Genomic DNA, 23513 nt, shown 5'->3' with positions numbered 1-23513 from the left:
CCCTTGAAAACGGGCCGGTCTCCTGCGGGAGGCTGGCCCATTGACTTGGCAGAATTCTCATGTTGACAGATTGCCCAGCGAGGACCGTATCTGCCCTTCCAGACGGGTCGAACCGCTGGACACCGGGCGGCGCAGTCGCCTATGCAGGTGGCCGGAAGCCGGGCACGTCTTAGGGTTCCTATCATCGGGCGGGTGGCGGCGCGCCTCTAGGCTGTCCTGATGCGCCCGGACGGGCGTGCAGGAGGGAACAGTCATGACCACGTCGGAACAGCCAGGGACTCAGCGTCAGCGCTCCCGCCTGGGGGCGCAACTCCTGCCGGGGGGCCGGGAGACGCGCTTCCGGGCCTGGAGTACCCGCGCTGGGCGGATGTGCGTGCGGATCGGGGGCGAGTCGCACGTGATGGAGCCGCGGCCCGGCGCGTATTTCGAGACGGTACTGCCGGTCGGGGCGGGCACCCGCTACTGCTTCGAGCTGGACGGGCAGGCGCTGCCGGACCCGTACGCGCGGTTCATGCCGCACGGCGTGCACGGCGACTCGGAGGTCGTGGATTTCTCCGAGTACGAGTGGCGGCACCCGGACTGGACCGGGCGGGAGCTGGCCGAATGCGTGTTCTACGAGTTGCACGTGGGCACGTTCACCCCGGAAGGCACGTACCGCGCCGCGCAGGAGCGGCTGCCGGAGCTGGTGGACCTGGGCGTGACCGCGATCCAGATGATGCCGGTCGCGGCCTTCCCCGGCGAGCGGGGCTGGGGGTACGACGGCGTGGCGCTGTTCGCGCCGTTCGCGCCGTACGGCCGCCCCGAGGACCTCATGGCGTTCGTGGACGCTGCGCACGGCCTGGGGCTCGCGGTGTTCCTGGACGTGGTGTACAACCACTTCGGGCCGGACGGGAACTACCTGACGAGCTACAGCCCGTCGTACTTCACGGACCGTTTCCACACGGCGTGGGGGCAGGGCCTGGACTACGCCGAGCCACACATGCGCCGGTATGTCACCGGGAACGCGCGGATGTGGCTGCAGGACTACCGCTTCGACGGGCTGCGGCTGGACGCGACGGCCAGCATGCAGGACGACAGCGAGGAGCACATCCTGCATGAACTGGCGCGCGAGACGCACGCGCTGGGCGGCCGCCACATCCTGCTGGCCGAGGATCACCGCAACCTGCCGGAACTGGTCACCGAGACCGGCCTGGACGGCATCTGGGTGGACGACTTCCATCATGAGGTGCGCGTGACCCTGACCGAGGAGCAGGAGGGCTACTACGGGGGCTTCCGGGGCGGCGCGCGTGAACTGTCGGAGGTGATCAACCGCGGCTGGCAGTACCAGGGGCAGTTCTGGAACGTGACCGGCGAGGAACACCACCGTGGAAAACCCGCGACCGGTCTGGAGGCGCCGAGCTTCGTGTACTGCATCCAGAACCATGATCAGGTGGGCAACCGCGCGCTGGGGGACCGCCTGCATCACTTCGAGTCCGTGACGCTGGCCGAGTACCGCGGGGCGAGCACGCTGCTGCTGTCGCTGCCGATGACGCCGCTGCTGTTCCAGGGGCAGGAGTGGGCGGCGAGCACGCCCTTCCCGTTCTTCAGCGACCACGCCGGGGAACTGGGGCAGATGGTGACCGAGGGACGGCAGCGCGAGTTCGCGTACTTCTCGGGCTTCAGCACGCTGAACGTGCCGGACCCGCAGGCCGCCGGGACGTTCGAGAGCGCGAAGCTGAACTGGGCCGAGCGCGGGGAGGGCGAGCACGGGCGCACACTGGCGCTGTACCGCCACCTGCTGCGCCTGCGCCGGGAGGATCCGGTGCTGCGGGAGCGGTCGCGCCGCTTCATCCGGGCGGGCGCGGTGGACACCGGGGCCGGGGAGGCGCTGTGGGTACGCTGGGAGACCCAGCAGGGCGTGCGGGTCCTGCTGTGGAACCTGACGCACACGCCGCTCACGCCGGGGCTGCTGGCGCTGCCGTTCGCGCTGCCGCCGGAGGTGCTGCTGCACTCCGAGGGGGACCTGCACGCGCCCGCCGCGCTGGGCGAGCTGCACCTGAGTCCGGGTGAGGCCGCGCTGCTGGCCGGGCCGGTGGAGGCGTGACCCCGGCTGCCCGAGACGGGGCGGCACGGGCCGGGGCCGAGCGAAACACAACCGACGGCGTCCGGACCCACCTGCCGGGCGCGACGTACCGCCTCCAGCTGCACCGGGACTTCGATTTCGCGGCGGCGCGGCGGGTGCTGCCGTACCTCGCGCGGCTGGGCGTGACCGACGTGTACCTCTCCCCCATCTGGACGAGCACGCCGGGCAGCACGCACGGCTACGACGTGACGGACCACGCGCAGGTGAACCCGGAACTGGGCGGCCTGAAGGGCCTGAAGGGCCTGTCCGCGCGGGCCCGCGAGCTGGGCCTGGGCCTGATCGTGGATTTCGTGCCGAACCACATGGGCATCCAGGGCGGCCACAACCCCTACTGGGAGGACGTGCTGGAGCACGGGCAGGCCAGCCGCTACGCGCATTTCTGCGACATCTCCTGGCATCCGCTGAAGCGGGCGCTGGACGGCCGGGTGCTGCTGCCGGTGCTGGGCGACCAGTACGGGCGGGTGCTGGAACGCCGTGAGCTGCGCCTGGAACGCCGGGGCGGCGCGTTCCGGCTGCGCTACTGGGAGCGGCAGCTGCCCCTCTCGCCGCGCAGCGTGGGACAGCTGCTGGCCTGGACGGCAGAGGCCCTGCCCGCCGCGACGGACACGGTCACGCTGGGGGAATTGGCGAGCATCCGCCGCTCGGTGGATACGCTGCCGCGCAGCACCTCGGCCGACCTGACCGACACCGACCGCGTGATCCGCGCGCAGGAGGTGCAGGTCATGACCCGCCGCCTGGGCGCGCTGCTGGAGGACTCCGGGGCGGTGCGCGGCGCGCTGGACGCCATGCTGGACGCCGTGAACGCCGACCCGGCGCGGCTGGACCGGGTGATCAGCGAGCAGAACTACCGGCTGGCGTTCTGGAAGGTCGCCGCCGAGGAGATCAACTACCGGCGCTTTTTCGACATCAACGACCTCGCGGCGCTGCGCATGGAGGACCCCCGCGTGTTCGCCTGGGCGCACGGGACGCTGTTCGACCTGCTGCGTCAGGGGCTCGTGCAGGGCGTGCGGCTCGATCACACCGACGGGCTGTTCGACCCGGCCGGGTACTTCCAGGCCCTCCAGGAGGGCGCCGCGCACGCCCTGGGCCGCGAGATGGGCGACGGGCTGCCGCTGTACGTGGTGGCCGAGAAGATCCTGGAGCCCGGCGAGACGCTCCCCGAGGCGTGGGCGATTCACGGCACGACCGGGTACGACTTCCTGGCGCAGCTCAGCGGCACCTTCGTGGACGGCGCGAACGAGGAGGAACTGAGTGCCATCTACCGCCGCTTCAGCGGGGACCGGCTCTCGTACGGGGAACACCTGTACCGCGGCAAGCACCTGATCCAGCGGGTGAGCCTGCCGGGCGAGGTGAACGTCCTGACCGAGCACCTCGAGCGGCTGGCCGAGACGGACCTGAACGCGCGGGACTTCACGCTGAGCACGCTGCGCGCCGCGATCCGCGAGGTCATCGCGACGTTCCCGGTATACCGCACGTACATCCGTGCCGACGGGCAGCGCGAACCCGGCGACGACGCGAAGATCGCCCACGCCATCCGCGACGCGAAGGCCCACAACCGCCGGGACGGCCTGACCCTGGACCCCAGCGTGTTCGACTACCTGCACGCCGTGCTGACCCTGAACGCCCCGGACGGGCGGACGCGCGCGGCGTACGCGGACTTCGCGCTGAAATTCCAGCAGCTGACCGGGCCGGTCACGGCCAAGGGCGCCGAGGACACGGCCTTCTACCGCTACGCGCGGCTGCTGTCGCTGAACGAGGTGGGCGGCGACCCGGCGCTGTTCGGCACGCCGGTCGCGACCTTCCACGAGGCGGCGCAGGCCCGCGCGGCGCGCTGGCCGCACGCGATGCTGGCGGGCAGCACCCACGACACCAAGCGCGGTGAGGACACCCGCGCGCGCATCGGCGTGCTGTCCGAGCTGCCGCAGACGTGGTCGGCGTACCTGAGCCGCTGGTCGCCGCTGATCCGCAGCCTGGAGACCGACCTGGAACTGGGCCGCGCGCCCACCACCCTGGACGGGTACGTGCTCCTGCAGAACGCGCTGGGCGCGTACCCGCTGGACGGCCGCACGGAGGACTTCGCGGACCGCCTGAGTGCGTACATGCTCAAGGCGGCGCGCGAGGCGAAGCTCCGCACGAGCTGGGCCGCGCCCGACGAGGAGTACGAGGCGGCGCTGGATGCCCTGGTGCGCGGCCTGCTGGCCGACGACGACTTCATGACTTCGCTGGCGGAACTGCACGCGCGGATCAGTCCGCACGGCGCGCAGAACGGCCTGAGTGCCGCGCTGGTGCGCCTCACCGCGCCCGGCGTGCCCGACACGTACCAGGGCAGCGAGGGCTGGAACCAGAGCCTCGTCGATCCGGACAACCGCCGCCCCGTGGACTACGGCGCGCTGAACCGCACGCTGGGCCGCCTGGAACGCGGTCAGGGCACCCTGGCGCTGGCTCGCAAACTGCTGGACACCTTCGAGGACGGCAGCGTGAAGGTCCTGGTCACCTGGGCGGCGCTACAGGCCCGCGCCGCGCACCCCGAGCTGTTCCGGGACGGCACGTACCGGCCGCTGGACGGCGGTCGGCACGTCCTGGCGTTCGCGCGGGAACTGGGGACGCAGCGGGCCGTGACGGTCGCGCCGCGCCTGACCTTCACCCTGACCCGCGAGCGGACCCCCTGGGCGACCGGGGCGGTGTGGGGCACGCGGCAGCTGACCCTGCCCGCCGGGACGTACACCAACGTCCTGACCGGGGAGCGGCTGCGCGCGCGCGGCGGCAAGACCCCGCTGGCGAAGGTGCTGGAGGACTTCCCGCTGGCCCTGCTGCTGCGCGAATAGGGATGATCGGGTGGAGGCGGGACGTGAATCCGCCTTCACCACCTGCGGGAACTTCCGGTGTGGTCACCGCGTAGTCTGAGGCGTATGCAGACCTATCCCACCACTGCCCGTTCGACCGACATCGTGCGGACGTTCATGGCCCGCACCTATTCCTGGATGGCCGCCGGTCTGGCCCTGACCGCCGGCATCGCGTGGCTGACCGCCAGCAACGAGGCCCTGGCCCTGCAGGTGCTGAACCTGCGCCTGCCGCTGATCATCGCGCAGCTGGCGCTGGTGTTCGTGCTGAGCCTCGGCGCGCAGCGCCTGCCCAGCGCGCTGGCCGGCGTGCTGTTCATCGTGTACGCCGCCCTGACCGGCCTGACGTTCTCGTCGATCCTGCTCGCCTACGACCTGAGCGCCGTGACGGCCGCGTTCGCCACGACCGCCGGGACCTTCGGCCTGATGAGCGTGGCGGGCTTCGTGATCAAGAAGGACCTGAGCGCCATGGGCCGCTTCTTCATGTTCGCGGTGATCGGCCTGTTCGTCGCCATGATCGTGAACCTGTTCGTGGCGAGCAGCGCCCTGACGCTGGGGATCAGCATCGTGGGCGTGCTGCTGTTCGCGGGCCTGACCGCGTACGACACTCAGATGCTGCGGAACCTCGCCCTGAGTGGCGTGCAGGGAGAGCAGGCCGAGCGGGCTGCGATCAACGGGGCGCTGGCGCTGTACCTGGACTTCATCAACATGTTCCTGTTCATCCTGCGTCTGTTCGGCATCGGCGGCAGCCGCGACTGACCGACGCACCTGGAAGCGCCCCCGCCGATGCACCGGCGGGGGCGCTTCTCTGCATGGCCTATTTCGGGTACAGCGTCTTCACGAGCGGGCTGCCGAGGTTCGCGTCGCCGCGCAGCGTCGCGTACGGCAGCGTGACGGTCTCGGCGCACACACCCACGACGTGTGGCAGATCAGTGGGCGTCAGATGCACCCCGGCAGCGCTCAGGTATGCGGTGAACTCGTCGGCGTCTTCACGCAGGACGTTCAGGCACTCGGCGTCCACCTTCGCCTTCACGGCCGACAGGTACAGCGTCTTCTGCCGCGCGGCGCCCAGTTTCGGGAACAGGGTGGTCAGCGGGACGGCGCGGCCCGTGGCGCGGTCCAGGATGACGCCCTCGGTCCAGTTGTCGGGGTGCGCGCCGCCGCAGTAGTAATTCACGTCCTCGCGCAGGCTGAGCAGGCGGGCGTTCGACAGGGTGAGACCGGCACTCAGGGTATAGCCGTTCTCCGGGTTCTTCTGGGCCGATTCGGGCAGCAGGGCGCGGCAGTCCAGGGCGTCCGCCGCGTGGCGCAGCTGCCGGTCCTGCAGTGCGGCGTTCAGCGCGCTGCTCGCGCCGGGCACGCGCGGGTATGTCACGCCGGACAGCGGCTCACGCACCGCCCGGCCTCCGGGCAGCGTGACCCAGGCGCGGTTCAGTTTCAGGAACGCCAGCGGGTCCTCGCGGCGCAGCACACTCAGGCCCGGCGAGAGGGGCAGCCGCAGCGGCAGGCGCGCGGCGTCCAGCGGGGTCAGGGTGACCTCCTGCGGCCGGGCGGCACCCGGCGCCTGCCACGTCCCCTTCAGGCCGCCCGGGGCGGGCATCAGGCTGAAGCAACCGGTCACGACCGCTTCGCCGCCCAGTTCACGGCGCACTCGTTCCTCCAGCACCAGCGCGTTCCCGCTGCGCCGCGCCTCCAGGAGCAGGTCGAGGCTGCGGCCCTCGTAGAAGTACCGGGACTCGCCCTTCGGGTCCAGACTCAGCGCGACCGGCAGCGTCCCGAGGGTGCCCCGGAACGTCCCGGCGCGCGCCCAGTCGGGCATTCCCTCGGTGCCGCCGCACCCGGCAGCCTGCGCGCCCGCACCGAGGACGAGGGCGGCGGTGAACATCCATCTCATACGACCTCCGGTTGAGAGGTTTGTAAAAGCTTTCAACCCGAGCGAAGCGAGCAGGAGAGAAACGGGTTCCGGGCGTGGAGTTGGCAACCCGGTGCCTTCGCGGGTTGTCAACGGAACAGACGGAATCCGTATCAGCATGCGTGCAGCGTACACCGTCAGGGCTGCGGGCCCTCCCACACACCGTCCCCGCGGGCGTCCATGGTGCCGGTGCGCAGCAGTTTCGCCTCGCCGTCCCCGAAGGGCGTGTGGGTGCAGGCCCAGGTCACGGCGGCCTCGATGTCGTACGGCACGGCGTGGAAGGTGACGGCCCACTGGCCGTTCGCGCGGTCCAGCAGCGTCCAGCGGGCGCGGGGGTCGCCGTCCACCTGATCACTGACCGACCCGGCGTTCACGAGCAGCGTGTTCCCCACGCGGGTCGTCCCGGCGCGGTGGGTGTGTCCGCACAGGACGACCTCCGCGCCCAGCGGGTCCAGCGCCGCGCGCAGCTCACGCGGATCGCGGGCCCGGTAGAACCCACCGTGATCCCACACCCACAGCAGGCTGTGCCACGCGCTGTCCGGGGTGCCGTGGCAGGCCAGCAGCGCGCCGCCCAGCGCGCGGGCCGTCAGGGGCAGGGCCGCCACGCGCGCCAGCAGGGCCGGATCGGTATTCGCCGTGAGCCACGCCCCGTACGACAGTGACAGCGCCGAGCGGCGCCCGCCAGGCCAGAGTTTCTCCTCGTTGTTGCCCCGAACCTCCAGCGCACCCGCCGCGGCCAGTTCCGCCTGCATCTCCAGCGCGCGGGCGGGGTCGGCACTGCCCTCGGCCTGATCGCCCAGGTTCACGATCAGGTCCGGGGCGGCGGCGCGCACCTCGCGCAGCACCGCGTCCAGCGCGAAGGCGTTCCCGTGCACGTCACTGATCACCGCGAGCCTCATCAGGGTGCAGCGTAGCGCGGCGCTACACTCCGCGCATGACCGTCCCGCCGCGCCCCCGCACGCCCGACGATCTGCCCGCGCTCGTGGCGGCCCTGCGCGCCGTACACGAGCAGTCCGGGTACCCGTCGGTGTGGCCGGATGATCCGGCAGCGTTCGTGCTGGGCCGCGGCGAGGCCTGGGTGGCGGAACACGCGGGCCGCGCGGCGGGGCAGGTCATGCTGGCGCCCCTGCCCGAACCGCGTCCGGCCTGGGCGGCGCAACTGGTCATGCCGGGCGAGATCCTGGAGGTCAAGCGGCTGTTCGTCCGTCCGGACGCGCAGGGGCGGGGGCTCGCGCGGGCGCTGCTCTCGCACGCGCTGAGCGAGTCGCGGGCGCGCGAGGCGTTCAGCGTCCTGCAGGTGAACGAGACCAGCGGGCCCGCCATCCGCCTGTACGAGCGCGAGGGCTGGCGCGTCCTGGCCCGCGCGCAGGCGGCGTGGACGGACCCGGACGGCTCGCACCCGTGGGTGCGGGTATACGCCCAGCCTGCCCCTTGAGGCTCGCTTCAGAGATCAAGTGCCGTTCACGCGACCCTGAGGGTTCTCGCCCGCCCGCCTGCCACGCTGGACGCATGCCAGACAAGGACGACAAGAACAGCGGGCACACCAGCCAGCCTCAGGACTACGACCGCAACAAGAAGGAAGTCCACGAGATCGAGCACGACAACGGGCCGTCCATGAAGAGCGCGAACGACCGCGAGGCCAACGCGCCCCGCAACAACGACGACGGCCTGAGCGACAAGGAACTCAAGGACCGCGCGGAAGCGCGCAGCGTGCCCTCCAGCAACGGCTGACCGCCGACCCACCTGAACCCCCACAGCGAAGAGGGAGCCCCGCAGCGGCTCCCTCTTCGCTGTGGGGGCGTACCCTGTCCGGGTGACTGACTCTCCTGTGCCTGCCCGCCCAAGCGTGGGGACGCTGCTGCTCTCGGCACTGTTCGTCACGGCGGGCACACTGCACTTCGTGACGCCCGGCTTCTTCGACCAGATCGTGCCGCCCTGGGTGCCCCTGACGGCGCGGCAGGCGACCCTGATCAGCGGCGCGGCGGAACTTCTGGGCGGGCTGGGCCTGCTGCACCCGCGCACCCGCCCCCCCGCCCGCTGGGGCCTGCTGGCGCTGCTGGTGGCGGTCTACCCCGCGAACGTCTGGATGGCGCAGGACCCCGGGCGGTTCCGGATCAGTCCATGGGTGGTGTGGGGGCGACTGCCGCTGCAACCGCTGCTGATGTGGGCCGTGTGGCGCGCGGGCCGCCCCGACAGGGTCAGGGCCGGGCGAACACCTGCGTCCAATAGCGAGTGAATTTCGTGCCGGGGCGCTGCACGTAGCTCAGGCCGACCAGCGTGAAGTCCCCCATGATGTTGCGGCAGTGGCCGGGGCTGCGCAGCCACGCGTCCACGACCTCCTGCGGCGTCTGCTGCCCGGCGGCGATGTTCTCCGCGACGCTGGTGGGGTTCATCCCGGCGGCCTGCACGCGCCGCATGGGGGTGCTGCCGTCGAGTGCACTGGCGTGGTCGAAGTACCCGTACAGCGCCATGCCTGCCGACTGGGCCTGCGCGGCCACGTCCAGGGTCGCGTCGCCTTTCAGGGGGGGGCGGGCGGGCCCGCCGGGGCGTCTGGTGTCGCAGTTCCAGCCCTGCGCGCGGGCCTGGTTGGTGAGGCGCAGGACCTCGCTGTCGAAGGGCAGGCTGGTGGTCAGGGCCGCGCCGGTCAGGGTCAGGGTGCGCTGCACGGTCTGCCCGGCGCTGGTCGTGGCCTGCGCGGTGGCCGTGTTCGCGCCGCCGCTCAGGCGCCCCGCGGCGCTGATCTCACGGCCGTTCAGCAGCACCCGGACGGGTTCCGGGCGGTACAGGACGCTGCCCAGGCCGCTCAGGCGCACGGTGCCGTCGGCGGCGTGCAGGACGGTCAGTTCGGCGCGTTCGGCGCCGCTGCCGCGCACCTGCATGGGGATCTCGGTGCGGCCCACGGCGCGGCCCTGCGCGTTCAGCATCGACACCTGAATCTGGTACGTGCCGGGCCGGTAGAACGTGTGGGTCACCTGGGCGCCGCTGCCGGTGGCGCCGTCCCCGAACGCCCAGGCGACCGTGTACCCGGCGGGGTGCGTGACGCGCAGCGTGACGGTCAGCGGCGCGAGGTGGTCCGCGCTGGCGCTGTAGCCCACGCGGAACAGCTCGGTGCTCTGGGACCGGGCGGACTGCCCCAGCGTGAGGAGGGCCAGAACGGTCAGGCAGAGTCGCACGGCGGGCACCCCGCAAGCTTAAGAGATCCTGAAGGCCGCCTGCTGTGAAGTGCCCGTGAAGATCAGCCGGGCGTCAGCTTCCGCACTGGGACGGGCGCGGCGACCTGCGTGGCCGCCTGCCCGAACGTCAACGTGATCAGCAGCCCACCGCCGGGCGCGTGGTTCAGCATGACGTCCCCCCCGTGCGCGTGCGCGTAGCGGCGCACGAGCGGCAACCCCAGCCCGCTGCCCGGCCCGAGGCTCTGCGGGCCACGCTCGTACGGCAGGAACACCCGGCCGCGCAGCTCGTCACTGATGCCCGGCCCGTGATCCCGCACCTGCACGCGCGGCGCGCCGCCCGGCGCGTCCAGCGTGACCTCCACGGTCCCCTGCGTGTACTTCACGGCGTTCTCCACGAGGTTCTCCAGCATCTGCCGCACGCGGTTGGCATCCACCGGCCACACCAGCGGCGACGGCGCCGTCACGTGCACCCGGCTGGACGAGAAGCGCCGCACGAGTTCCCCCAGGTCCGTGGGCTGCACGCGCAGCGTCACGTCCAGGTACAGGTCGTTCAGGCGGGTCAGGTCCGCGCGGCTGGCCAGTTGCGCGGCGCTGTCCTCGATCTGCGTCAGCAGACGCTGCTGCATGCCCTCGTCCCGCGCGGACCGCAGGGCGTCGGCGGCCAGCAGCAGCGCCTGCAGGGGACGGCGCATCTCGTGACTGGCCAGCCGCAGCGCCTCACGTTGACGGTCCTCACGCCGCTGCGCCCGCACCCGGTCGGCGCGCCACAGCAGCAGGGCGCGCAGGATCAGCACCAGACTCAGCAGCCCCGAGAAGATCGCGCTGCCGATCAGGGCGCGGCGCAGTTCGAGGAACGCCCGCTCGTAGGTGGCGCCCTGGTCAGCGCTGTAGTCCCGCACGAGGTTGTTCAGCGCGATAGCCTCATCCGCCGCGCGCTCCGCCCCTGCCAGCGTGCGCCGTTCCAGATCACGCTGGACGTTCAGCAGGCGGAATTCCCCCCACGACTCGACGCTGTCGAGCAGGACGAACTGCCGCCGGTTGCTGGCGCTGCTCAATGCCTGCTGGTACCGCACCTCGCGTTCCTCGGGGGTGGCCTGTGGATTGACCAGCGCAACGCGGTACTGCAGCACGTCTTGCACCAGTCCCTGGTACGCGTAGGGGCTGAGCCCCTTGCCGCCATTCGTCAGGGCGATGTACGCGGGCTGGGTGGCCAGGGCCAGCAGCGTGACGGTGGCCAGCAGGGGCAGCAGCGCCAGCAGCAGTTCACGCAGCAGTTCACGGCGGGGGTGGGCGGGCCGGGCGGTCATTTCAGCGGGGCGATGCGCTCGACGTACCACACCCAGGCCGCGCTGTACTCCCCGGTGTGCAGCCGCGCAGGCTGGGCGGGCAGCACGACGGTCAGCGGGCCCTTCTGCAGGGTCGTGATGGCCTGCCCGTCGGCGCTGTAGGCGAGCATGATCGGTTCGTTCATGTAGTCGCTGGCCTTGATGGTCGTGAAGTACCCGTTGCTGGCGTACACGCGCAGGTCCTTCCCGGCGAAGCCGCCGCGCGCGGCGAGGTCGCGCAGCGTGACGCCCTGGTACGTGAAGGTCTGTTTCAGCTGGCGGTGCAGGGTGGCGTAGCGCATGGCGGGCATGGCCTGCAGCTGCCGCAGGGTGAGTTTCAGGGTGCCGGTCGTGCCGTCGAGTTCCAGCATGATCCGCTCGCCGGGCTTGCGGACCGGGGTGGGCTGGGCGGCGCGGGCGTACGTGAAGGGCTTCCAGCTGGCGGGGGCGCCCCAGGTCTGTGCCGCCGCGGAGTGCAGCAGCAGCACACTCAGGGCCAGTCGGGCGAGGTGGGGCAGGGTCACGTTCCCGATTCTAGGGGGGCGGGGCGGCCCCCTCAAGCGCGGGCGTGTGGTGGCCGCGCCGGGCGCATGAGGCGGACGTGAAAGGCAGGGCCGGTTGTCCTGATGCCCCGGTCAGCCTGGGGTCACGCCGGGCGGGCAGGATGGAGGGCATGAACGCGAAACTCTCCCTGACTCTGCTGAGCGCCGCGCTGGGCCTGGGTGCGCCCGCGCTGGCCGCCCCGACCCTGAGTGCCCAGAGCATCATCGTCAACCCGGTGCAGACGGACCTGAACGTGAAGGTCTGGACGGACCGGGACAGCAGCGGTGCGGGCACGCCCGCGTACCGCCCCGGCGAGAAGATCCGCCTGTTCACCAGCGTGAACCAGGACGCGTACGTGTACCTGTTCAACGTGGACCCGCAGGGGCAGGTGGACCTGATCCTGCCCAACCGGTTCCAGGGGGGCGCGAACTTCCTGAAGGCGAATACCGTCAAGGCCTTCCCCAGCGCCGGTGATCCCTTCACGTTCGACATCGCCGCGCCGTACGGCGTGAACAAGGTGCTGGCCCTGGCGAGCCGCGCGCCGCTGAACCTGGATCAGATCGCGACGTTCAGGTCGCAGAATTCGTTCGCGTCGGTGTCCGTGACCGGGCAGCAGGGGCTGGCGCAGGCGCTGAGCATCGTGGTGACGCCCGTCCCGCAGTCGAGCTGGGTGACGGACACGGCCTTCTATGCGGTGGCCGCTCCGGCGGCAGCCGCGCCGCTGCGCACGGCGCCCGCCCCGGCGCCCGTCGCGACCCAGCCCGCGCCCCGCACCGCGCAGGCGCTGTCGGTGACGGTGCAGCCCAAGGCGCCCGCCAGCCCGTGGGGTTCGGCGCGCGAGTGGAGCGCGGTCGTGGACAACCAGGCGGACCTGCGCGCCCTGCATGACCGGTACGCGGCGTTCCTGCGCGCCGAGGGCTACACCCTGACGGAACTGAAGAGCAAGCCCAGCGAGGTCAAGAGCGAGTACCGCCGCGCGAACGGCGGGAAGGCCGAACTGACCGTGAAACGCAAGGGCAACCGCGTCGAGGTGAAGGTCGAGCGCCGCTGAGCGGTCAACCTGACAGGAGGTGGTCTGGGGAACCGGACCACCTCTTTGCCGTGTTCCCGGCGGTGCTCAGCGTGTTCAGCGCAGCAGGTCGCCCGCGATGATGAGTTTCTGGATCTCGCTGGTGCCCTCGTAGATGCGCAGGAGGCGCTGGTCGCGGTAGTAGCGTTCGACGGGGCTGTCTTTCATATAGCCCATGCCGCCCGCGACCTGCACGGCCCTGTCGGCCACCTGCGAGAGGGCCTCGGTGGCGTGGTACTTGGCGACAGAGGCCATGCGGCGCACGTCCTGGCCCTGGTCGACCATCCAGGCGACCTTCTGCCACAGGACGCGGCTGGTCTGCACGGCGATCTCCATCTCGGCGAGCATGAACTGCACGGCCTGGAACTCGGCGATGGGTTTCCCGAACTGTTCGCGCGCCTGGGCGTGCGCGACGGACAGGTCGAGCAGGCGCTGCATGGCACCCGTGCTGCGCGCGGCGATGCCGACGCGGCCGTTCGTGAGGATGCCCAGCGCCTCGCGGTACCCGAGGTGTTCGGGCCCCAGGAGGTTCGCGGCCGGGACCACCGCGTCCTGGAAGATCACTTCGGCGCTCAGGGCGCCTTTCTGGCCCATCTTCTCGTCGATCTTGCCGATGCTGACGCCGGGCGTGCTCTGCGGTTCCACGAGGAACGCGCTCATGCCCTTGCTGCCGCGCGCAGGGTCGGTGACGGCGATGACGGTCAGCAGGCCCGCGATGGGCGCGTTGCTGATGTAGTGCTTGGTGCCGTTCAGGACGTACGCGTCGCCCCTCTTCTCGGCGCGGGTGCGGATGTTCGCGGCGTCACTGCCGGAGCTGGGTTCGGTGATGGCGAAGCCCGCGACGCACTCGCCGCTCGCCATGCGCGGCAGGAAGCGCGCCTTCTGCTCGTCGGTGCCGAGCTTCACGAGGCCGCTCGTGCCGATGCTGGCGTGCGCGCTGATCACGCCGCCGAAGCCCATGTGGCCCATGCCGAGCGCCTCGTACACGGCGCAGCGGCCCAGGGCGCCCAGGCCGACGCCGCCGTACTCCTCGGGGATGCTCAGGCCGAACAGGCCCAGCCCGGCGGCCTCGCGCAGCAGGTCCTCGGGGACGTGGTTGGTGTCCTCGATCTCGTGCGCGCGGGCTTCGACGCGCGTGAGCATGAAATCGCGGATGATCGCCTGCATGTCGCGCAGGTCGCCGGGCAGCTCGAAGTTCATGTGCCCCCCAGCGTACTCCCTGCGGGCGGGACACCTGCGCGCGCCTGGGCGTGGCACCATGGGGGCAGGAGGTGGCGGGCATGACGGACGGGGACAGGCCGAATGGGGACTGGCTGCTGCGCTCACTGGGGCAGGCGGAGGTGCTGCGCGGCGGCGTGCCGGTCACGTGGCCCGCGCGCAGCGCGGAGGAACTGCTGTGGTACCTGCACGCGCACCCGGACGGCCGCTACCGGCATGACCTGCTGCGGGACCTGTGGGATCTGGAGGACACTCCGGCCGCCGCGAACCGCTTCCGGGTGGCGCTGCACCGGCTGCGGCACGCGCTGGACTTCCCGGAGGCGGTGACCGAGCGGGGCGGGCGGTACGCGCTGCACCCGGACCTGCTGGCGGCCAGTGACACGGCGGCGCTGCACCGGGCGCTGCACGGCGCGCGGGAGGCCGAACTGCCGCGCGCGCAGGAGGAACTGCTGCGCCGGGCGCTGGCGTGCGCGGACGGCGAGTACCTGCCGCACCTGACGGGCGAGTGGGTGCAGGAGGCGCGGCAGGCGCACCGCGCGGCGGTCGTGGAGGCGCACCTGACCCTGGCGCGGCTGCACTGCGCGGCGCACGAGTGCCCGCTGGCGGCGCAGGATCTCGTGCGGGCCGCGCAGACCGACCCGCTGATCGGGGAGGATCACCACCAGCGGCTGATGGCGTGTCTGGCGATGACCCGGGACCGGTACGCGGCGACCGAGTACTACCGCCGCTACCGGCAGTACCTCCTGACCGAGATCGGGGACACGCCGCTGCCGGAGACGGTGGCGTTCGCCGAGCGGCTCAAGGAGGGCGAACTGCCGTGCGTGGACGCGCCGTTCCGCCCCGCCGGTTCCGGCGACCGCACCTGACGGACAGGCGGGCTGGATGAAGGGCCCTGGTCACCGCCGGGGCCCTCGCTGCTGCTGCGCCCAGACGGCCTGAATTGGGGCCGATCGGGCCGTAATGCCTTCGTAATGCCCTCACTGGACCCTCACGGCATGGAGGTGTTCCATGCGAGTACTTGATCTGATGACGGCCCCGGTGATCACGGCGGCCCCGACCCTGTCCCTGCCGGACGCGGCGCACCTGATGCGCTCGCGCGGCATCCGCCGCCTGCCGGTGATGGACGGCGCGACCCTGGTGGGCATCGTGACCGACCGCGACGTGCGCGAGGCCATGCCCAGCCGCGTGTCCAGCCTCTCCCCCTGGGAGGCCACGACGCGACTGGCGGCCGTGTCCGTGGCGGACGTGATGCGCCGCTCGGTGCTCACGACCCGTCCCGACGCGGACGCCCGCGACGCGGCGCACACCATGCTCACCCACCGGGTGGGCGCCCTGCCGGTCGTGGACGACCAGCGGCGCGTGGTGGGCGTCGTGACCGTCAGTGACGTGCTGCGCGACTACGCGTACGAGGACGGACTCAAGCCCGGTACCGCCAGTGGTGCGGAGGCGCAGGCGTGAGTGGCCCGCACCACCCGCAGGAGGGCGGCGAGGCCCCGCGCGGCACGCTGGTCGTGGTGATCACCCTGGTGCTGAGCATCCTGAGCCTGTGGATGCTGGCGCTGGGTGTCCTGCAGGGGCGGGCCTGACATGAGCCGCGCTCCTGAATCCGCCCCGCCCGCCCGGCTGGACCACCACGCGCTGGAACGCTACGAGACTGCGTGGCTGGGCGTGGCGGCGGTCATGACGGCGCTGCTGTTCGTGGGCGTGCTGGCCAGCGTGGTCAGCGGCACCTACCCCCTGCTGGACGCGGGCAGCGGGCATGCCCACGACGGGCCCATCGTCCGGGGCCGTGTGGATCCGAAGAATCTGGCCGCGACGCCCTTCGTGAAACCGGGCCTGGTCGTGGACGCGGCCGGGCAGCCCCTTCTGAATGATCAGGGCACCCTGGACGCGTACATCGTGGCGGGGAACTTCACGTTCCAGCCGGCGGTGCTGCGCGTCCCGGCGGGCGTGCCGGTCACGCTGCACGTCACCGCGACCGACGTCGCGCACGGGTTCGAGGTGACCGGCACGAACATCAACGCCGAGATCCTGCCCGGGCACGTCGCCTCCCTGACCGTCACGTTCCGCCACCCGGGCGAGCAGCACGCCATCTGCAACGAGTACTGCGGGGTGGGGCATCACAACATGATCACCCGCTTCGTGGTCGATCCGCCTGCCACAGGCGCCAAGGAGACCCAGTGACCACCGCCCTTCCCTCCCAGTCGGCCCCCAGCGCGGCGCTGCCGGGCCTGGACGCCGCCACGCTGAGCAGCCTCAAGAAGCTCACGCAGTATTACGCCGTGACCGCCTTCGTCGCCCTGATGATCGGCGTGCTGCTGGGGCCGCTGCAGGCGCTGAACTACGGCGGCATCAACGTGTACGACTACCCCCTGCTGAAGGTGCTGATCAAGTCGTACTACCAGGGCCTGACGCTGCACGGCGTGCTGAACGCGCTGGTGTTCACGCAGTTCTTCATCAGCGGCTGGATGCTGTACCTGCCGGTGCGGGACCTGAACGTCCGCCCGAACATGCGCTTCGCGTGGTTCACGTACCTGATGATGACCGCGGGGCTGCTCACGGCCGCCGTGCCCCTGCTGACGAACGACGCGACGGTGCTGTACACCTTCTACCCGCCGCTGGAGGGCAGCCCGGTGTTCTACATCGGCGCGGCCGTGATGGTCGCCGCGAGCCTGCTGGTGGCCGGGCAGGTCGTGTGGCTGTGGCTGGCCTGGAAACGCGCCCACCCGGGCCGCGTGACGCCCGTCGTGACGTACATGAGCGTCGCCACGTGGCTGATGTGGGTCGTGGCGGCGCTGGGCCTCGTGATTGAGGTCGTGGTCCTGCTGATTCCCTGGTCGCTGGGCCTGACGCGCGGCGTGGACCCGCTGCTGGCCCGCACGCTGTTCTGGTGGACGGGGCACCCCATCGTGTACTTCTGGCTGCTGCCGGCGTACATCTCGTGGTACGCGTTCCTGCCGCGGCAGGCGGGTGGCCGCATGGCCAGCGAGGGCCTGACCCGGCTGGCGTTCGCGATGTTCCTGGTGTTCAGCGTGCCTGTGGGCCTGCACCATCAGTACGCCGACCCGAATGTTCAGAACAGCTGGAAGATCATCCACATGTTCCTGACGTTCCTGGTCGCGGTGCCCAGCCTGCTGACCGCGTTCAGCGCCGCCGCGTCCCTGGAGGACGCCGCCCGCGCCCGGGGGGGCCGGGGCCTGATCGGCTGGGTGCGCCGCCTGCCGTGGGGGAACGCCAGCATGACCGCGCAGGTGCTCGCCATGGTGTCGTTCATCTTCGGCGGGGCGGGCGGCATCGTGAACGCCTCCATGGCGTTCTCGCCCGTGGTGCACAACACCGCGTGGATTCCCGGGCACTTCCACATCACGGTCGGCACCGCGACCACCCTGACGTTCATGGGCGTGATGTTCTGGCTGGTCCCGCACCTGACCGGCAAGCGGCTCGCGTCGCCCCGAACAGCGCTGGCGTCGGTGTGGTGGTGGTTCACGGGCATGATGCTCTTCGCGCTCGGCATGCACTGGCAGGGCCTGGCGGGCGTGCCCCGGCGCGCGCAGGTGAGCGCCTCGGCGCAGCAGGCGGTGTACGACGCCATGCACCTCGGTCTTCCGAAGGCGATCACGGCGGCCAGCGGCATCGTGCTGTTCGTCGCGGCCATCCTCTTCTACACGGTGCTGTGGCGCACGCTGCTCTCCCGGCGCGTGGACGACCCGGAACGCACCCCGATCCCCACCAGTGAGGCCATCAGCCCCGCCGGGGAGGTGCTGGCCGACGCGAGCCCGCTGGTGCGCCGCACCGAGCCGCTGCTGGCCCTGACGTTCGCGGCCCTCGTGCTGGTGATCCTGGTGTACGGTCCGGTCATCGCGCCGATGCTGACGAACTACCAGTTCATTCCCGGTCAGAGGCTCTGGTGAGCGGCATGAACGAGACCCACGGGGGCTGGTTCACGCCGGGGCAGATCGCGGGCTTCGTTGGCCTGCTGGTGCTGGGCGCGGCGCTGGGCGCCGGCTCGTACGGGGTCGGGCACCGCCTGGCGGGCACGGGCAGCGGCGCGGTCGTCGCGGCGGCCAGCAGCGCCGCCACCCCGGACGGCAGCGTCCTGTATGCCGGGAACTGCGCCGGCTGCCACGGCGCGAAGGCCGAGGGCGCGGTCGGCCCCGCCCTGAAGGTCGTGGGTAGCTGGAGCGCCGCCGACTTCCGGCACGCGGTGCTGGACGGGAAAACCCCGGACGGCCGCACGCTGGGCGTCGTGATGCCCCGCTTCGCCACCACCGGCCTGGACGGCGCGCCCCCCACCGACGCGCAGATGGACGCCATCCAGGCGTACGTGAAGACCCTCCAGTGACCTGCCGGGGCCACCCGCCGCCCGCATGGGATTGACAGGTGGCCCCCCTGCCTTTAATCTGTGTGGGCCTGACAGGACGTGGGCCAGCGTGGTGGGTTTAGCTCAGCCGGTTAGAGCGCCGCTCTGTGGAAGCGGAGGTCGTGGGTTCAAATCCCATAATCCACCCCACACCGAAATTCCGGCCCCAGGCGTGAGCCCAGGGCCGGATTTCATTTCACGCCGGACAGGCGGACACAACCAGCGTGCGGGGATGGCGGAATTGGTAGACGCACCAGACTTAGGATCTGGTTCCCGTAGGGAGTGAGGGTTCAAGTCCCTTTCCTCGCACCACACGCAGCGCAGCGGCGGCCTCACCCACAGCGGGCAGGGGCCGCCTCTGCATTCTGCCCCGGCGGCCCAGCACCGCGTCTCTCTGCCCACTGCGCGCAAATGCACTATCATGCTTGGCGGCATGTCGCGCCCAGGCCCCCGCACTGGTGGGGAGCCGGTGAGCGGCAGGGCAGATTCAACAGAGGAACGCGCCGCGCACGCCCGCACGCACCCCCACCGGGGCCTGACGGCGGGCGGAGGCGGCGCAGACGGGAGACCCAATGGCAGAGCTGATCAGCAGAGAAGGCAACAAGGTGGAATTCAAGGTGTCGGTGCCCGCCGCCGAAGTGAACCGCGCCTACGACCAGGTGTGGGCCGGTCTGGCGCGCGACGTGCGCGTGCCCGGCTTCCGCCCCGGCAAGGCTCCCCGCAAGGTCATCGAAGGTCGCGTGGGCAAGGGCTACGTCGAGCAGGAAGTCCGTGACCGCCTGCTGGAAACCCACTACACCCAGGCCGCCCGCGAACTGAAACTCAGCCTCGTGGACGCCAGCATCGAGCCGCAGACCCTGGCCAGCGGCCAGACGTTCGAGTTCACCGTGAAGGGCGAGACGTACCCCGAAGTGAAACTCGCCGACTGGAGCGGCCTGAGCCTCAGCGCCGCCGCGCCCGAGATCACGGGCGAGGTGCTCGAGCGCACCCTGAACGACCTGCGCGAGCGCAACGCCACCTTCGAGAGCGTCGAGCGTCCCATCGAGGCCGGCGACCAGGTGACCATCGAGGAAGAGGGCGAGGACGGCGGCACGTACCCCGTGTACCTGGACGTCGCCGAGGCACACGTCCGTGACGCGCTGGTCGGCAAGACCAAGGGCGACACCGTGGAGATCACCGTGCCCGCGCACAGCCACGGCGACCACGAGCACCCCGAGCACACCGTGACCGTCAAGGTCGTGGACGTGAAGACCAAGCAGCTGCAGGAGCTCGACGACGCGTTCGCGGGCAGCCTGAACTTCGACTCGCTGGAGCGCCTCAGAGGCGACCTGAAGGGTGAACTGGAGCGCCGCGCGCAGCAGGAAGGCGAAGCCGCCCGCCGCGAGGAGTTCATCACCGCGCTGGTCGACGGCATGGAAGCCGACATTCCCCAGGCGCTGCTGGACCGCCGCCGCGAGGGCATGCTGGAAGAGATCAAGGACGACCTGGGCCGCCAGGGCGTCAAGTGGGGCGAGTACGAGGCGTTCATGCAGGAGCAGGGCAAGCTGGACGACTTCATGGCCGACCTGGGCAAGAACGCCGAGAGCCGCGTGAAGCGTGACCTGGTGCTGGAGAAACTGGCAGAAGACCTGAAGGTTCAGGTCAGCGACGCCGAGTTCAACCAGACCATGAACGCCCTGGCGCAGGCCAACGGCCTGACCCCGGCCGAGCTGAGCAAGCAGCTCGGGCCGAACGGCATCAACTCGTACTACATCAGCCTCGTGCGCGAGAAGGGCCTGCAGCAGGCCATCGCCCAGCTGTCCGGCGCCAAGAGCGAAGGCAGCGAGGCCGCCGAGAGCACCGAAGAGAGCACCGAGAACAGCGCGGAGTAATCCCGCGTAAAGGGCCGGGGCGTTCCTGCGGGAGCGCCCCGGCTTTTTCGGTCTCCTGGGCCTGATGAGGCGGGTGAGCGTGGCGGCCCGGACGGCCGGACGAACTCTGAACTCAATTCATTGAACGTCCGTTCAAAGAATGCTACGGTGCCCCCATGAGCGACCCCTCCCCCACCCGGCCCACGCTGGGCATCACGGCGCTGGGCATGTACGTCCCCGAACGCGTCGTGCCGAACAGCGACTTCGAGGCCCGCATGGACACCAACGCCGACTGGATCGAGTCCCGCACCGGCATCCGCGAACGCCGCTTCAGCGCGCCCGACGAGTACACCAGCGACGTGGGCGTCGGCGCCGTGCGCGACATGCTGCGCCGCGACCCGCAGGCGCTGCACGAGGTGGACGCCGTCATCTGCGCCACCGTCAGCCCCGACGCGCTGATGCCGTCCACCGCCGCGCTGATCGGCATGCAGGTCGGCCTGACCGGCGCGGCCGCCTTCGACCTGAGCACCGCGTGCAGCGGCTTCGTGTACGCCCTGAGCGTCGCGCAGGGCCTGATCCTCGCGGGCAGCGCCCGGCGCGTGCTCGTGGTGGGGGCCGAGGCGCTGAGCAAGGTCGTGGACCAGAACGACCGCAACACCGCCATCCTCTTCGGGGACGGCGCGGGCGCCGCCGTGGTCGGCCCGGTCCCCGCCGGGTACGGCTTCCAGGACTTCATCATGGGCGCCGATGGGAACGGCGGGTCCAGCCTGTACCTGCGCTGCGCCGCCCCCCAGCTGCCGGGCGGGTTCCCCATGGGCGAATCAGTCGGCATGAACGGCCGCGAGGTCTTCAAGTTCGCCGTGCGCGTCCTGGGCGACAGCGGCACGCAGGTGCTCGCCAAGAGTGGCCTGACCACCGCCGACGTGGACTGGGTCATCCCGCACCAGGCGAACGTGCGGATCATCGAGGCGGCCATGGACCGCTTCGGGCTGCCCATGAGCAAGACCATCGTGAACCTCGACCGCTACGGGAACACCAGTTCCGCGACCGTCCCGCTCGTGCTGCGCGAGGGCGTGGACGCCGGTCAGATCACGGACGGGCAGCAGCTCCTGCTGATCGCGTTCGGCGGCGGCCTGAGCTGGGTGGCGGGCACCATGAAATGGTGGGGCGGCGCGCCCAGCCTGAGGGCCGAGGAGCGGGGCGAGCAGCAGGCAGAGGTGAACGCATGAAGATCGCCGCACTCTTTCCCGGACAGGGCTCGCACAGCGTCGGCATGGGCGCCGACCTGACCGCCGCGTTCCCCGAGGCTGCCGAGGTGTACACGCAGGTCGAGCACGTCCTGCCGGGCCTGCGCGCCTTGATCGAACAGGGGCCGCTGGAGGACCTGACCCTGACCGCCAACCAGCAGCCGGCCCTGGTCGCCGCGAGCGTCGCCGCGTACCGCGCGTGGCGCGCCCAGACCGGCCTGACGCCCGCGTTCGCCGCCGGGCACTCGCTGGGCGAGTACTCCGCGCTGGTGGCCGCCGACGCCCTGAGCCTCGGGGACGCGCTGCGCCTGACCCGCCAGCGTGGCGAACTCATGCAGGCCGCCGTCCCGGTCGGCGCGGGCGCCATGAGCGCCGTCATGGGCGACCCGGCCATCGTCGCGGAAGTCTGCGCCGGGACCGAGGGCGCGCAGCCCGCGAACTTCAACGCCCCCACCCAGACCGTCATCAGCGGCACGAAAGACGGCGTGGACGCCGCGAACGCCGCCCTGAAAGCCCGTGGCCTGAAAGCCATTCCCCTGAAGGTCAGCGCGCCCTTCCACTGCCCGCTGATGGCGCCCGCCGCGGCTGGGCTCGCCCCGGAGCTCCAGACGACCGCGTTCGCGCCGACCGCCTTCCCCGTCTACGCGAACGTCACCGCGCAGCCGAACACCGACCCCACCGCCCTGCCGGGCCTGCTGACCGAGCAGATCACCGGCGCCGTGCGCTGGGTCGAGACCATCCAGGCCCTCGCCGAAGCAGGCGCCGACGTGTTCATCGAGTTCGGCCCCGGCACCGTCCTGACCGGCCTCGTCAAGCGCATCCTGCCCGACGCCCGCACCATCAACGTCGGCACCGCCGCGCAGGTGCAGGACTTCACCCTGTGAATCCCCACCGCCCAATTCCCTGGAGCATCCACCCATGACCGAAACCTCCCGTAAAGTCGCCCTGGTGACCGGCAGCAGCCGGGGCCTGGGCAGAGCCATGGCCCTGAACCTCGCCGCCAGCGGCTTCGACGTCGCCATCCACTACGGCCGGAACGCCGACGAGGCCCGCAAGGTCGCCGACGAGGCCGCCACGCACGGCGTCCGCGCCGAGGTGTTCGGCGCCGACCTGACCGTCCCCGCGAACGCCGGAGCGCTCGTCGAGGACGTCATTAAGACCATGGGCCGACTGGACGTCCTCGTGAACAACGCCGGGATCACGCGGGACACCCTCGCGATCCGCATGAAGGACGAGGACTGGGACGCCGTCCTCCAGACGAACCTGTCCAGCGCGTTCATGGCGTGCCGCGCGGCGATCAAGCACATGATGCGCGCCCGCTCGGGCCGGATCATCAACATCGCCAGCGTGGTGGGCCTGATGGGCAACCCCGGACAGGCGAACTACGTGGCGAGCAAGGCGGGCCTGATCGGCCTGACCAAGGCGCTGGCCAAGGAGTACGGCGGGCGCGGCATCACCGTGAACGCCGTGGCACCCGGCTTCATCGAGAGCGACATGACCGCGCAGCTGCCCGACACCGTGCAGCAGGCGTACCTGGGCGGCATTCCGCTGGCGCGCTTCGGGCAGCCGCAGGAGGTCGCGGCGCTCGTGGCGTTCCTCGCCAGCGACGGCGCGGGGTACATCACGGGGCAGACCATCGGCGTGGACGGCGGGCTGAATCCTCACTGAGCGGCGTTCAGGTCTCCCAAGGGCGCTGTTCTTCAAAGAGACCTGAACCGCTCCGTCAGGGAACTTGCCGCGCGGAGCGGCGTGATACCCGCCTTTTTCCGGGCCTTTGGACCCTGTTCAAATCAGCCGACTCTCATGGGCGCCGCGTGTAGACTGGCGCAGACTTCAGTATCAGGAGGTACGAAC

At 71.0% G+C, this 23513-nt stretch carries 23 protein-coding genes and 2 tRNA genes; 19 read left to right on the top strand and 6 right to left on the bottom strand.

Annotation, left to right across the window (positions count from 1 at the left end):
* Positions 1–253: 253 nt before the first annotated feature.
* From treZ to DEIGR_RS04330, 3 genes are all read left to right on the top strand, one after another.
* The gene (gene treZ, locus DEIGR_RS04340) at positions 254–2083 is read left to right on the top strand and encodes a malto-oligosyltrehalose trehalohydrolase (RefSeq protein ID WP_058978526.1); all 1830 of its coding nucleotides are present in this window, start codon (positions 254–256) and stop codon (positions 2081–2083) included.
* 71 nt (positions 2084–2154) lie between these two features.
* The gene (gene treY / locus DEIGR_RS04335) at positions 2155–4947 is read left to right on the top strand and encodes a malto-oligosyltrehalose synthase (protein ID WP_058978525.1); all 2793 of its coding nucleotides are present in this window, start codon (positions 2155–2157) and stop codon (positions 4945–4947) included.
* An 84-nt stretch (positions 4948–5031) separates the two neighbouring features.
* The gene (locus DEIGR_RS04330) at positions 5032–5721 is read left to right on the top strand and encodes a Bax inhibitor-1/YccA family protein (protein WP_046843129.1); all 690 of its coding nucleotides are present in this window, start codon (positions 5032–5034) and stop codon (positions 5719–5721) included.
* Positions 5722–5779: 58 nt separating this feature from the next.
* On the opposite strand, the gene DEIGR_RS04325 is transcribed toward DEIGR_RS04330, so the two are convergent.
* Positions 5780–6856 (bottom strand): hypothetical protein, encoded by a 1077-nt coding sequence (locus DEIGR_RS04325; RefSeq protein WP_236704650.1) that lies wholly within the window; start codon positions 6854–6856, stop codon positions 5780–5782.
* Between the two features lie 155 nt (positions 6857–7011).
* Complete coding sequence (locus DEIGR_RS04320; RefSeq protein WP_058975579.1) at positions 7012–7773, bottom strand: metallophosphoesterase family protein; 762 nt, start codon at positions 7771–7773, stop codon at positions 7012–7014.
* A gap of 35 nt (positions 7774–7808) precedes the next feature.
* Between DEIGR_RS04320 and DEIGR_RS04315 the strand changes: the two genes are divergently transcribed.
* The 3 genes from DEIGR_RS04315 (at position 7809) to DEIGR_RS04305 (ending at position 9110) form a co-directional block, all read left to right on the top strand.
* Complete coding sequence (locus DEIGR_RS04315; protein WP_058975577.1) at positions 7809–8309, top strand: GNAT family N-acetyltransferase; 501 nt, start codon at positions 7809–7811, stop codon at positions 8307–8309.
* 74 nt (positions 8310–8383) lie between these two features.
* Positions 8384–8605: a hypothetical protein gene (locus tag DEIGR_RS04310; protein ID WP_058975575.1), complete on the top strand. Its 222-nt coding sequence runs from the start codon at positions 8384–8386 to the stop codon at positions 8603–8605.
* 82 nt (positions 8606–8687) lie between these two features.
* Positions 8688–9110, top strand: a complete 423-nt coding sequence (locus tag DEIGR_RS04305; protein ID WP_058975573.1) for a DoxX family protein — start codon at positions 8688–8690, stop codon at positions 9108–9110.
* Here the strand turns inward: DEIGR_RS04305 and DEIGR_RS04300 are convergent.
* From DEIGR_RS04300 to DEIGR_RS04290, 3 genes are read right to left on the bottom strand one after another with little or no spacing between them, the layout of a single operon-like run.
* Positions 9073–10056: a CAP domain-containing protein gene (locus DEIGR_RS04300; protein WP_058975571.1), complete on the bottom strand. Its 984-nt coding sequence runs from the start codon at positions 10054–10056 to the stop codon at positions 9073–9075. The genes DEIGR_RS04305 and DEIGR_RS04300 overlap by 38 nt on opposite strands.
* A gap of 53 nt (positions 10057–10109) precedes the next feature.
* Positions 10110–11354 carry a sensor histidine kinase gene (locus DEIGR_RS04295; RefSeq protein WP_058975569.1) on the bottom strand — a complete coding sequence of 415 codons (1245 nt, stop codon included), beginning with the start codon at positions 11352–11354 and terminating at the stop codon, positions 10110–10112.
* On the bottom strand, positions 11351–11896 hold the full coding sequence (locus tag DEIGR_RS04290) for a molybdopterin-dependent oxidoreductase (protein ID WP_236704649.1): 546 nt from the start codon (positions 11894–11896) through the stop codon (positions 11351–11353). Before DEIGR_RS04290 ends, DEIGR_RS04295 begins: the two co-directional genes overlap by 4 nt.
* A 149-nt stretch (positions 11897–12045) precedes the next feature.
* Between DEIGR_RS04290 and DEIGR_RS04285 the strand changes: the two genes are divergently transcribed.
* Positions 12046–12966, top strand: a complete 921-nt coding sequence (locus DEIGR_RS04285) for a DUF4384 domain-containing protein (protein WP_058978522.1) — start codon at positions 12046–12048, stop codon at positions 12964–12966.
* 75 nt (positions 12967–13041) lie between these two features.
* Here the strand turns inward: DEIGR_RS04285 and DEIGR_RS04280 are convergent, their stop codons facing one another.
* Complete coding sequence (locus DEIGR_RS04280; protein ID WP_058975567.1) at positions 13042–14184, bottom strand: acyl-CoA dehydrogenase family protein; 1143 nt, start codon at positions 14182–14184, stop codon at positions 13042–13044.
* 80 nt (positions 14185–14264) lie between these two features.
* Here DEIGR_RS04280 and DEIGR_RS04275 point away from each other — a divergent pair, with 80 nt between their 5' ends.
* From DEIGR_RS04275 to fabG, 12 genes are all read left to right on the top strand, one after another.
* Positions 14265–15068 (top strand): AfsR/SARP family transcriptional regulator, encoded by an 804-nt coding sequence (locus DEIGR_RS04275; protein ID WP_058975565.1) that lies wholly within the window; start codon positions 14265–14267, stop codon positions 15066–15068.
* 142 nt (positions 15069–15210) lie between these two features.
* Entirely contained in the window at positions 15211–15660 is a 450-nt protein-coding gene (locus tag DEIGR_RS04270; protein ID WP_083523921.1) for a CBS domain-containing protein, read from the top strand.
* Positions 15657–15788, top strand: a complete 132-nt coding sequence (locus DEIGR_RS21435; protein ID WP_269083787.1) for a hypothetical protein — start codon at positions 15657–15659, stop codon at positions 15786–15788. The genes DEIGR_RS04270 and DEIGR_RS21435 overlap by 4 nt, the downstream gene beginning before the upstream one ends.
* Before the next feature lies 1 nt (position 15789).
* Positions 15790–16386: a cupredoxin domain-containing protein gene (locus DEIGR_RS04265; protein WP_058975562.1), complete on the top strand. Its 597-nt coding sequence runs from the start codon at positions 15790–15792 to the stop codon at positions 16384–16386.
* Positions 16383–18113, top strand: a complete 1731-nt coding sequence (locus tag DEIGR_RS04260; RefSeq protein ID WP_083523920.1) for a b(o/a)3-type cytochrome-c oxidase subunit 1 — start codon at positions 16383–16385, stop codon at positions 18111–18113. Before DEIGR_RS04265 ends, DEIGR_RS04260 begins: the two co-directional genes overlap by 4 nt.
* 5 nt (positions 18114–18118) lie before the next feature.
* Positions 18119–18544, top strand: a complete 426-nt coding sequence (locus DEIGR_RS04255; RefSeq protein WP_058978520.1) for a c-type cytochrome — start codon at positions 18119–18121, stop codon at positions 18542–18544.
* Positions 18545–18635: 91 nt separating this feature from the next.
* A tRNA-His gene (locus tag DEIGR_RS04250) sits at positions 18636–18712 on the top strand.
* Between the two features lie 76 nt (positions 18713–18788).
* Positions 18789–18874 (top strand) — tRNA-Leu (locus DEIGR_RS04245).
* A 260-nt stretch (positions 18875–19134) separates the two neighbouring features.
* Positions 19135–20433, top strand: coding sequence for a trigger factor (tig, locus tag DEIGR_RS04240; protein WP_058975560.1), 1299 nt, complete (start codon positions 19135–19137; stop codon positions 20431–20433).
* 155 nt (positions 20434–20588) lie between these two features.
* The gene (locus DEIGR_RS04235) at positions 20589–21641 is read left to right on the top strand and encodes a beta-ketoacyl-ACP synthase III (protein WP_058975558.1); all 1053 of its coding nucleotides are present in this window, start codon (positions 20589–20591) and stop codon (positions 21639–21641) included.
* Complete coding sequence (gene fabD / locus DEIGR_RS04230; RefSeq protein ID WP_058975557.1) at positions 21638–22543, top strand: ACP S-malonyltransferase; 906 nt, start codon at positions 21638–21640, stop codon at positions 22541–22543. The genes DEIGR_RS04235 and fabD overlap by 4 nt, the downstream gene beginning before the upstream one ends.
* Before the next feature lie 34 nt (positions 22544–22577).
* A complete protein-coding gene (fabG, locus tag DEIGR_RS04225) occupies positions 22578–23327 on the top strand; it encodes a 3-oxoacyl-[acyl-carrier-protein] reductase (RefSeq protein ID WP_058975555.1) in 750 nt (249 codons plus the stop codon).
* Positions 23328–23513 lie beyond the last annotated feature (186 nt).

Source organism: Deinococcus grandis (genome assembly GCF_001485435.1).
GTDB classification, from domain to species: domain Bacteria; phylum Deinococcota; class Deinococci; order Deinococcales; family Deinococcaceae; genus Deinococcus; species Deinococcus grandis.
The sequence above is the reverse complement of the archived record's forward strand: the minus strand, read 5'-3'. Positions and strand labels throughout refer to the sequence as shown.